Here is a 10,415-nt window from a genome sequence, read left to right on the forward strand (position 1 = left end):
CGCCCGGTCACCCTTCGTCGGTCACCGCGTCCGGACGGGCGTAGGTGCGGCCCTTCCACGCCGCGCCGCGCCCCCGGTAGTGCTGCACCGCGCTGTCCACCGTCATCAGCAGGTAGAGGAACGCGGTGAAGGGCAGCAGGGGAGCGAGCCACAGGGGCTGACGGTAGTAGCGGAGCATCGGCACGTACGTCCCCGTCATCACCAGCCACGCCAGGCCGCCCGGCACCGCGGCCGCCGGAAGGCCGAGCCCGAGCCCGGCGACCAGCGCGAGCGGCGGCACCAGATACACCACTGCCAGGCCCAGCACCGTCCCGGCCAGCAACAGCGGACTGTGCCGCAGCTGCGCGTAGGCGCTGCGGGACACCATCCGCCACAGGTCGCCGAGGCGCGGGTACGGGCGCACACTGGCCACCCCCTCCGCCAGCCCCAGCCAGATGCGCCCGCCCCCGCGCTTGACCGCCCGGGCCACCGCCACGTCGTCGATGACGGCGTGCCGGACGGAGTCCGGGATCCGCGCCCGCTCGGCGGTCCGGGCGCGGATCAGGACGCAGCCGCCCGCCGCGGCCGCCGTCCGGCGCCCCTGCCGCGCGATCCACCGGAACGGGTACAACTGCGCGAAGAAGTAGACGAACGCCGGCACGACCAGCCGCTCCCAGAGGCCGGCCACCCGCAACCGCGCCATCTGCGAGACGACGTCGAAGCCGCCGGCGTGCGCCGCCGCCACCAGCGTGCGCAGGCTGTCCGGCGCGTGCGCGATGTCGGCGTCCGTCAGCAGCAGGTACTCCGGCTCACCCGAGCGTGCCCGCGCGATCCCGTGCCGCACCGCCCACAGCTTGCCCGTCCAGCCGGCCGGGGGCTCCCCGCCCGGCGACACCACCGTCAGCGGAAGGCCACCGTGCCGCCGTGCCAGCGAGCGTGCCAGATCCCCGGTGCCGTCCGAGCTGCCGTCGTCCACCAGGAGGACCTCCGCCCGCCCGGGATAGTCCTGCGCCAGCAGCGAGGGCAGACTGGCCGGCAGCACGGCCGCCTCGTCCCGGGCCGGCACCACGACGGCGACGGACGGCCACCGGCCTGGATCGGCGCGCAGCGGCAGCCGGACATCGGTGCGCCAGAAGAAGCCCTGACACAGCAGCAGCCACAGCCAGGCGGCGAGAGACACGGCGGCGGTCCAGGCGATCCACTCGTTGGCGCTCACCCGCGCAGTCTGCCCCACTCGACCGGCCCGAGGGCGTCCATCGTCTATCGTGGCCGGGTGAAGATCGCGCTCATGGACTCAGGGATCGGGCTGCTGGCGGCCACCGCCGCGGTGCGGCGGCTGCGCCCCGACGCCGATCTGGTGCTCTCCCTGGACCCCGACGGCATGCCGTGGGGGCCGCGCACCCCACAGGACCTGACCGGGCGTGCCCTGGCCGTCGCCGAGGCTGCCGCCGCCCTGCGGCCCGACGCCCTGGTCGTCGGCTGCAACACCGCCACCGTGCACGCCCTGACCACGCTGCGCGCCCGCCTCGAACCGGACCTCCCCGTCATCGGCACCGTCCCGGCGATCAAACCGGCCGCGGCCGGCGGCGGCCCCGTCGCCATCTGGGCCACGCCCGCCACCACCGGCAGCCCCTACCAGCGCGGCCTGATCGAGGACTTCGCCGACGGCGTACCGGTCACCGAGGTCCCGTGCTGGGGCCTCGCCGAGGCCGTGGAACACGCGGACGAGACCGCCGTCGCCACGGCCGTCGCCGCGGCCGCCGCCCTCACGCCCGACGACGTCACCGGCATCGTCCTCGGCTGCACCCATTACGAACTGGTCGCCGAGCGGATCCGCGCCGCCACGTGCCGGCCCGGCGGCCCGGAGCTCACCCTGTACAGCTCGGCGGACGCCGTCGCCGCCCAGACCCTGCGCCGCATCGGTGCCCGGCCGGAGCCGGACGCCCCGGCCTCCGGCACGGTCACGGTGCTGCTCAGCGGCCGCGAGGGCGACCTCCCGGCCGCCGCCCTGGCCTACGCCGAGGGGCGGCTGCTGCGGACGGTGAGCGCCGCCCAGCCGTACTGACCCGTGAGGTGGTGGACGCGGCCGGCGCGGTCACGCTGCGCGACGCGCTCCCCGCACAGCGAAACCTGAGTAACCTCATGGGCATGAGGCAGCAGGCCCCCGGCGAGAAGGCCCCCCACCCCGACATCTGGACCGGACGCGCCACCAACCGGTTCCAGTGGGTAGCGGCGCTCGTCGGCGCGGCTTTCATGGCGCTCGGCATCGAGCTGGCCGTGGACGCCCCGTGGACCTCCGGGACCGCCGCCCTCGTGATGGCCGTCGTCGGCTGTATCACCGCCGGGCTGCTGGTGATGTTCGGCACCCTCGCCTTCGTCCACGTGGACCTGAGACTCGACAAGGAGTCCGTCGAGGTGCGCTGCGGCCACATGGGCGTGCCGCGCCGCCGGATCCCGCTCTCCCGTGTCGTGGGCGCCGACTTCGCCCCCCACATCACCCCGCGCCACTGGGGAGGCTGGGGTTACCGCTGGCGGCCCGAGCAGGGCACCGCCGTCGTCGTACGGCGCGGCGAGGGTGTGGTGCTGCGGCTGGGGGACGGGCACACCTTCACGATCACCGTGGACGACGCGGAGGCCGCCGTGCACGCCATTCGCACCCGTCTGCGCCCCACGAAGCCCGGTACCGCCCACTGAGCGGCGGCTGTCGCAGCGGGTGCCGTGGTGGGGGACGGGTGCCGTCGCCGATCACCGTGGGTGGCGCGAGGGCCGCGGCACGCGCCCTTCACGCCCCGTGAAGCCCGGCACGACGCCCGGTACCGCCCACCGCGGCGCGGTGGGCGGGGCGAGCGGCTTCGGGTGGGTCGCTCCGGCACTGTCCCGGCCTCGCCGGCCGGCCCGCTCGGCCGACGGTGATCGACACCGTCCTGTCCGCCGCCCGGCCGCCCGCCGTACACTCCCACAGTGACCGTCACCGCAACGCCCGTCGGCCCGTCGGACCAGATGGAACCCCGCAACGCGCGCGTGTCGCGCGCCGCGCGGCTCCGTCGGCTGGTTCCGGCCGCCACCGCAGCGCTCGCCGGAGTGCTCCTGTACCTCAGCTTCCCGCCGCGCCCGCTGTGGTGGCTGGCCCTGCCGGCCTTCGCCGTGTTCGGCTGGGTGCTGCGCGACCGGACCTGGAAGGCGGCCCTCGGCCTCGGCTACCTCTTCGGCCTGGGCTTCCTGCTGCCGCTGCTGGTGTGGACCGGCGTCGAGGTCGGTCCAGGACCCTGGCTCGCCCTGGTGGTCGTCGAGGCGGTCTTCGTCGCGCTGGTCGGCGCGGGCATCGCCGCGGTGTCGAAGCTGCCCGCCTGGCCGGTGTGGGCGGCGGCCCTGTGGACCGCCGGCGAGGCGGCACGCGCGCGTGTGCCCGTGGGCGGCTTCCCCTGGGGCAAGATCGCGTTCGGTCAGGCCGACGGCGTCTTCCTGCCGCTCGCGGCGGTCGGCGGCACCCCGGTGCTCGGCTTCGCGGTCGTCCTGTGCGGCTTCGGCCTCTACGAATGCGTCCGTCTGGCGCTCGCGCGGCGCCGCGCCGACGAGGTCCGCCGGTCGGCCGCCGCGCTGGCCGTGCTCAGCCTGGCCGTGCCCGTGGGCGCGGCCCTCGCCGCCCGCTCCCTGGTCAGCGACCGGGCCGAGGACGGCACCGCGACCGTCGCCGTCATCCAGGGCAACGTGCCCCGGCTCGGGCTCGACTTCAACGCCCAGCGGCGGGCCGTGCTCGACTTCCACGCGCGCGAGACGGAGCGGCTGGCCGCCGAGGTCGCGGCGGGCAGGGTGGAGCGCCCCGACTTCGTGCTGTGGCCCGAGAACTCCTCCGACATCGACCCCTTCGCCAACCCCGACGCCTCCGCGGTCATCGCCCACGCGGCCAAGGCGATCGGCGCCCCGGTCTCCGTCGGCGGTGTCGTCGAGCGGGACGGCAAGCTCTACAACGAGCAGATCCTGTGGGACCCGGCCGAGGGCCCCACACAGACGTACGACAAGCGGCAGATCCAGCCCTTCGGCGAGTACCTGCCGATGCGCTCCCTGATCGGCGCGATCAACGAGACCTGGACGTCGATGGTCCACCAGGACTTCAGCCGGGGCACCACACCGGGCGTGTTCACCGTCGACGGCACCAGGATCGGGCTGGCCACCTGCTACGAGGCCGCCTTCGACTGGGCCGTGCGCGACACCGTCACCCACGGCGCCCAGCTGATCTCCGTACCCAGCAACAACGCCACCTTCGACCGCAGCGAGATGACCTACCAGCAGCTCGCCATGTCGCGGGTACGCGCCGTCGAGCACAGCCGCACCGTCACCGTGCCGGTGACCAGCGGTGTCAGCGCGATCATCCTGCCGGACGGGACGATCAGCCAGAAGACCGGCATGTTCGTCGCCGGCCACCTGGTGCAGAAGGTGCCCCTGCGCTCCTCCGAGACCCCCGCCACCCGGCTGGGGATCCTGCCGGAGATCGCCCTGGTGCTCGTCGCCGTGGGCGGCCTCGGCCGGGCGGTCGCGACGGGCGTGCGCGGGCGACGCGCCGCCGACCGCTAGCCGGAGGCTCTCCCGGTCCGGGGACTTCCCCCGCGGACCACGGCATCGGCCGATTAGGGTCGGTGCCATGGCAACTCCCGAGTTCATCCGCGCCATCAGGACGTCCGTCGGCCACCACCCCCTGTGGCTGCCCGGCGTCACCGCGATCGTCTTCGACGAGCGGGGCAGAGTCCTGCTGGGCCGCCGTTCGGACACCGGCAAGTGGTCGGTGATCGGCGGCATCCCCGAGCCGGGCGAGCAGCCCGCCGCCTGCGCGGTGCGGGAGGTGTTCGAGGAGACCGCGGTGCGGTGCGTCGCCGAGCGGGTCGTCCTCGTCCAGGCGCTGGACCCGCTCACGTACGACAACGGCGACGTCTGCCAGTTCATGGACATCACCGTGCGCTGCCGCGCCGTGGGCGGCGAGGCCCGTGTCAACGACGACGAGTCGCTGGAGGTCGCCTGGTTCGAGCCCGACGCCCTGCCGGAGCTGGCCGAGGGCGGACTGTTCCGGATCAAGCAGGCCCAGTCCGACACACCGACATGGTTCGACCCTATGAGCGCCGACTGAAGTATGGGCGCGGACCACATGGGAGGGGGCTCTGGCGCTGCCTAGGGTCGGCACATGACCGCGCCCAGTCCCTTCCCGGCTCCCCCCACCCCTCCGCTCGACCTCGACGGCCGCACCGCCCTCGTCACCGGCGCCGCGGGCGGTATCGGCCGCGCCTGTGCGTTGCGGCTGGCGGCCGCCGGGGCCAAGGTACGAGCGGTCGACCGCGACGCGGCCGGACTCGACGCCCTCGTCACGGCCGCCGCCGGACTGCCCGGCTCCGTCGCGCCCCACGTCCTGGACCTCACAGATCTGGACGCCACCGAACACGCCGCCGCCGGCACCGACATCCTGGTCAACAACGCCGGCCTGCAACGCGTCAGCCGCCTGGAGGAGTTCCCGCCGGACGTCTTCCACACGGTGCTGACCGTGATGCTGGAGGCACCGTTCCGGCTCATCCGCGGCGCCCTGCCCCATATGTACGGACAGGGCTGGGGCCGCATCGTCAACGTGTCCTCCGTGCACGGGCTGCGCGCCTCGCCGTACAAGGCCGCCTACGTCGCCGCCAAACACGGCCTGGAGGGCCTGTCCAAGACGGCAGCCCTCGAAGGCGCCGCGCATGGTGTCACCTCCAACTGCGTGAACCCCGGCTACGTCCGCACCCCCCTGGTCGAACGGCAGCTCGCCGACCAGGCCCGCGAGCACGGCATATCCGAGGAACGCGTCCTGACCGAGGTGCTGCTGCGGGACAGCGCCGTGCGGCGGCTGATCGAACCGGCGGAGGTCGCCGAGGCGGTCGCCTACCTGTGCGGCCCGCACACCGCCTTCGTGACGGGCACCTCCCTGGTGCTCGACGGTGGCTGGACGGCCCACTGAGCGGCCCCGCCGCGCTTGCTCCCGGAGTTTTCCACAGGGCTGACGAAGCGGCCCGGTCATGGGTGATCCTGTGAACATGTCCCGCGATCACGTGCAGTCCGCCGAGCGTCCCGCCGAAGACGGCGCGGCGCTGCCCGGCGGCGCCGAGACGCCGTACCTGGAGCTGCTGGCCCGAGGGGCGGCCGCCGAAGCCTACGAGCAGCCGGTGCTGCGCGCCCGCGCCGCGGGCCGGCCACCGGAGCACACCGCCGCGCTGGAGCACGCCAAGCTGCTGGCACTGCGCGTCCGCGCGGAACTGGAGGGCCGGCGCCGACGGGAGGCCGAGCTGTCCGCGCTGTTCGAGACCGCCCACGACCTGGCCGGACTGCGCGACGTCGACGCCGTACTGCAGGCCATCGTGCAGCGCGCCCGCTCCCTGCTCGGCACGGACGTCGCCTACCTCAGCCTCAACGACCCGGTCCGCGGCGACACCTACATGCGGGTCACCGAGGGCTCGGTCGCCGCCCGCTTCCAGCAGCTGCGCCTCGGCATGGGAGAGGGGCTCGGCGGCCTGGTCGCCCAGACCGCCCGCCCCTACGTCACCGACGACTACTTCCGCGACGAGCGCTTCCGGCACACCACCGCCATCGACGCCGGTGTACGCGACGAGGGCCTGGTGGCGATCCTCGGCGTGCCCCTGATGCTGGGACCCGGTGTGATCGGCGTGCTGTTCGCCGCCGACCGGCGCGCCCGGGTCTTCGAACGGGAGCAGATCGCGCTGCTCGGTTCCTTCGCCGCGCTCGCCGCGTCCGCCATCGACACCGCCAATCTGCTCACCGAGACCCGCTCAGCGCTCGCCGGCCTGGAGCGCGCCAACGAGATCATCAAGGACCGCAGCGGGGTCATCGAGCGCGCCTCCGACGTCCACGACCGGCTCGCCGAGCTGGTCCTGCGCGGCGGTGGCGTCCATGACGTCGCCGCCGCGGTCGCGCAGGTCCTCGACGGCACCGTGGAGTTCACCGAGGCCACCGCCGCACCGGCCGACGCGCTGGAGGCCTCCCGCGCCGAGGGCCACGCCGTACGGCACGGCAGCGAGTGGATCGCCGCGGTCGCCGCCGGCGAGGAACTGCTCGGCGCCCTGGTGCTGCACGGCCACCCCGGCCTCGACCCCGTCGACCAGCGCACCCTCGAACGCGCCGCCATGGTCACCTCGCTGCTCCTGCTCGCCCGCCGCTCGGCCGCCGAGGCCGAACAGCGGGTCCGGGGCGAACTGCTCGACGACCTCCTCGACGCCCGCGACCGCGACCCGCGCCTGCTGCGCGAGCGCGCCGACCGGCTGCACGCCGACCTCGACGCCCCGCACGTCCTGCTCGCCGCCCGCCTCGACACCGTGGCCGCCGACGCCGACCAGGAGGCCGCCGCCCGGCGACGCCTGTGGTCCGCCGCCTCCCACCTCGCGGCCACCCGGCACGGCCTGGCGGCCGCCCGCGACGGCGGCACCGTCCTGCTGCTGCCGCTCGCACCCGGCGACGCGGCCACCGACCTCGCCCGCCGCACCGCCCGCCATCTGGGCACGGCCGTCCGTGAACCGGTCACCGTGGGCGCCTCCGCTCCCGTGGACCGGCCCGCGGTCCGCCCCGACGCGGTGGTCGCCGCCTACGCGGAGAGCCGTCGCTGCCTCGACGCGCTGCGGCTGCTCGGCCGCTCCGGCGACGGCGCGGCGGCCGACGACTTCGGCTTCCTCGGCCTGCTGCTGGCCGGGGAGAGGGACATCACCGGGTTCGTCGACCGCACCATCGGCCGGGTGGTGGAGTACGACGAGCGCCGCGGCACCGACCTGGTGCGCACCCTGGACGCCTACTTCACCTGCGGCATGAGTCCGGCCCGCACCAAGGACGCCCTGCACGTCCATGTGAACACGGTCGCCCAGCGCCTGGAACGCGTCGGCAGGCTCCTCGGCGACGACTGGCAGGACCCGGCCCGCACCCTGGAGATACAACTCGCCCTCCGGCTGCACCGATTGTCCGCCCCGGCACCGCGGTGACCCCGCACGCCAGGGGCGTACGGGGTCACCGTTGCCCGCGGCCGGGCCCGGCTGTCAGACGGTGCGGGCCTCCACCTCGGCCGGCGCCGGCGCGGTATCGCCCTCCGCGGGGGTGTCGAGGTCGGCGAGATCCCGGTTCCGGGTCTCCCGGGCCACTCCGACGGCTACCAGGGTGAGCAGCGCCGCGGCGATGACGTAGAGGGCGATCGGGGTGGAGCTGCCGTAGTCCGACAGCAGCGCGGTGGCGATCAGCGGGGCGGGCGCGCCGGCCGCGACCGAGGCGAACTGGGCGCCGATGGAGGCACCCGAGTAGCGCATCCGCGTCCCGAACATCTCGGCGAAGAAGGCGGCCTGCGGGGCGTACATCGCGCCGTGCAGCACCAGGCCGACGGTCACGGCGAGGACGAGGGCACCGAAGCCCCCGGTGTCGACGAGCGCGAAGAACGGGAACATCCACAGGCCGACGCCGGCCGCGCCCGCCAGATAGACGGGCCGCCGCCCGAGCCGGTCCGACAGGGCACCCCAGACGGGGATGACCACGAAGTGCACGGCGGAGGCGATCAGCACGGCGTTGAGGGCGGTCTGCTTGGAGACACCCGCCTCCCTGGTCGCGTAGACCAGGATGAAGGCGGTGACCACGTAGTAGGAGATGTTCTCCGCCATGCGGGCCCCCATCGCGACCAGCACGTCCCGCCAGTGGTGGCGCAGCACGGCGACGACCGGCAGCTTCTCGGCGACATCCGCACGGGCCGCCTTGCGCGCCTCGGCGGCCCGCAGCGCCTGCTGGAACACGGGCGACTCGTCGACGGACAGCCGGATCCACAGACCGACCATCACCAGCACCCCGGACAGCAGGAACGGGATGCGCCAGCCCCAGCTGCCGAACGCCTCGTCGGACAGCACCGCGGTCAGCAGCGACAGCACCCCGGTGGCGAGGAGCTGCCCGGCCGGCGCACCCGTCTGCGGCCAGGACGCCCAGAATCCGCGCCGCCGTGCGTCCCCGTGCTCGGACACCAGCAGGACGGCGCCGCCCCACTCACCGCCGAGCGCGAACCCCTGCACCAGCCGCAGCACCGTCAGCAGCACCGGCGCGGCCGTGCCGATCGTGGCGTGCGTCGGCAGCAGCCCGATCCCGAACGTCGCCCCGCCCATCAGCAACAGGCTCAGCACCAGCAGTTTCTTGCGGCCGAGCCGGTCCCCGTAGTGCCCGAACACCAGCGCGCCGATCGGCCGGGCCGCGAACCCGACGGCGTACGTCAGGAACGACAGCAGCGTGCCCACCAGCGGATCCGAGCCCGGAAAGAACAGCTTGTTGAAGACCAGCGCCGCCGCCGAGCCGTAGAGGAAGAAGTCGTACCACTCGATGGTGGTGCCGATGAGGCTGGCGGCGACGATGCGCTTGAGGTTGGCGGGGGGTGGGGGAGCGGTTGCTGCGGAGGTCATGTTTCGCCACTTCCTCGGGTGCGGTGGGGACGGGTACGTGTCGGCACACCGTAGGAAGCCGCAGGTCAGGGGCACATGTGGTGGGACACCATAGTTCTGGGCGCAGGTGTGCGTGTGCCCACCATGGGGGAGCCGCGGGGCACCGCATGGGAGCTGCTGCTCGCCGGGCCTCGTGGTGTCGGCCGCCGGTCGTGCACGGAGCTGGTCCGCAGCGCCGTCGAACGGACGGGCACACGCCGGACCGCGCGGCGAGAGCGCTGGTCCCCCGGTGCACAACCCGGCCATTACGATGAGGAAGGCGAAGGGCCGGCCCGTCAGAGGCGGCTGCCGGCCTCCGGCGGAAACGGCGAACCGCGCGCCCCTGGCCGGGCCTGGGCCCTAGGACCGTTCAGGCCCGCAGATACGTCAGGACCGCCAGCACCCTGCGGTGGGTGTCGTCCGCCGGCGGCAGATCCAGCTTGGTGAGGCTGCTGCCGATGCGCTTGCCCACGGCCGCGTCGGAGACGACGAGTTCGCGGGCGATCGAGCTGTTGGACCGGCCCTGCGCGATCAGGGTGAGGACCTCGCGCTCACGTGGCGTGAGCCGCTGCAGCGGGTCGCGGCGGCGGCGCAGCAACTGCCGTACGGCCTCCGGGTCGACGACCGTGCCGACCGGGTCCGCGACCTCGCCGTGCTGCGGCTGGCCGGAGCCACCGGGTGGCAGGTGCTGCGGCTGGTGAGCGCCGAGGCCCTGACGGTGGTCGCGGCGGGCACGCTGCTCGGTCTCGCCGTCGCCGGGCTCGGCCTGGCCGGTCTCTGCGGCGCGCTCGCACTCGTGTCGGCACCCGTCACGCCCGCGCTCCCCTGGGCCACGATCACCACGGCCGCCGGTGCCTGCGCGTTCCTCGCCGTGCTCTCCACCGTCGTCCCCACCGCGCTCACCCTGCGGCGCCGGGCCGTGGAACTGGCGGGCGTACGGGAATGACCCCGCCCCGGCCGCTTCGGCGTGGCCGGGGG

At 74.4% G+C, this 10,415-nt stretch carries 9 protein-coding genes and 1 pseudogene; 7 read left to right on the forward strand and 3 right to left on the reverse strand.

Translation table 11 applies throughout. From position 1 onward, the window contains the following. Positions 1-7: 7 nt before the first annotated feature. On the reverse strand, positions 8-1,213 hold the full coding sequence (locus ACSLTV_RS18775; protein ID WP_435612507.1) for a glycosyltransferase: 1,206 nt from the start codon (positions 1,211-1,213) through the stop codon (positions 8-10). A gap of 39 nt (positions 1,214-1,252) precedes the next feature. Here ACSLTV_RS18775 and ACSLTV_RS18780 point away from each other — a divergent pair, with 39 nt between their 5' ends. From ACSLTV_RS18780 to ACSLTV_RS18805, 6 genes are all read left to right on the forward strand, one after another. Continuing rightward, the gene (locus ACSLTV_RS18780) at positions 1,253-2,044 is read left to right on the forward strand and encodes a glutamate racemase (RefSeq protein WP_435612508.1); all 792 of its coding nucleotides are present in this window, start codon (positions 1,253-1,255) and stop codon (positions 2,042-2,044) included. Between the two features lie 83 nt (positions 2,045-2,127). Continuing rightward, complete coding sequence (locus ACSLTV_RS18785) at positions 2,128-2,673, forward strand: hypothetical protein (RefSeq protein WP_432158545.1); 546 nt, start codon at positions 2,128-2,130, stop codon at positions 2,671-2,673. Between the two features lie 267 nt (positions 2,674-2,940). Further along, positions 2,941-4,551 (forward strand): apolipoprotein N-acyltransferase, encoded by a 1,611-nt coding sequence (gene lnt, locus ACSLTV_RS18790; RefSeq protein ID WP_432136207.1) that lies wholly within the window; start codon positions 2,941-2,943, stop codon positions 4,549-4,551. 67 nt (positions 4,552-4,618) lie between these two features. Next, positions 4,619-5,098, forward strand: coding sequence for an NUDIX hydrolase (locus ACSLTV_RS18795; protein WP_432136208.1), 480 nt, complete (start codon positions 4,619-4,621; stop codon positions 5,096-5,098). Positions 5,099-5,152: 54 nt separating this feature from the next. Further along, positions 5,153-5,953, forward strand: a complete 801-nt coding sequence (locus tag ACSLTV_RS18800; protein WP_432136209.1) for a 3-hydroxybutyrate dehydrogenase — start codon at positions 5,153-5,155, stop codon at positions 5,951-5,953. A gap of 76 nt (positions 5,954-6,029) precedes the next feature. Then, on the forward strand, positions 6,030-7,976 hold the full coding sequence (locus tag ACSLTV_RS18805; protein ID WP_435612509.1) for a helix-turn-helix domain-containing protein: 1,947 nt from the start codon (positions 6,030-6,032) through the stop codon (positions 7,974-7,976). A gap of 54 nt (positions 7,977-8,030) precedes the next feature. Here the strand turns inward: ACSLTV_RS18805 and ACSLTV_RS18810 are convergent, their stop codons facing one another. Next, positions 8,031-9,419: an MFS transporter gene (locus ACSLTV_RS18810; protein WP_432136211.1), complete on the reverse strand. Its 1,389-nt coding sequence runs from the start codon at positions 9,417-9,419 to the stop codon at positions 8,031-8,033. A gap of 388 nt (positions 9,420-9,807) precedes the next feature. Next, positions 9,808-10,086, reverse strand: a pseudogene (locus tag ACSLTV_RS18815) (response regulator transcription factor); the annotation flags it as partial. 3 nt (positions 10,087-10,089) lie between these two features. Here ACSLTV_RS18815 and ACSLTV_RS18820 point away from each other — a divergent pair. Further along, positions 10,090-10,383, forward strand: a complete 294-nt coding sequence (locus ACSLTV_RS18820; RefSeq protein WP_432136212.1) for an FtsX-like permease family protein — start codon at positions 10,090-10,092, stop codon at positions 10,381-10,383. The last annotated feature ends 32 nt before the right edge of the window (positions 10,384-10,415 follow it).

The organism is Streptomyces sp. bgisy159, assembly GCF_965341775.1.
Classification (GTDB): domain Bacteria; phylum Actinomycetota; class Actinomycetes; order Streptomycetales; family Streptomycetaceae; genus Streptomyces.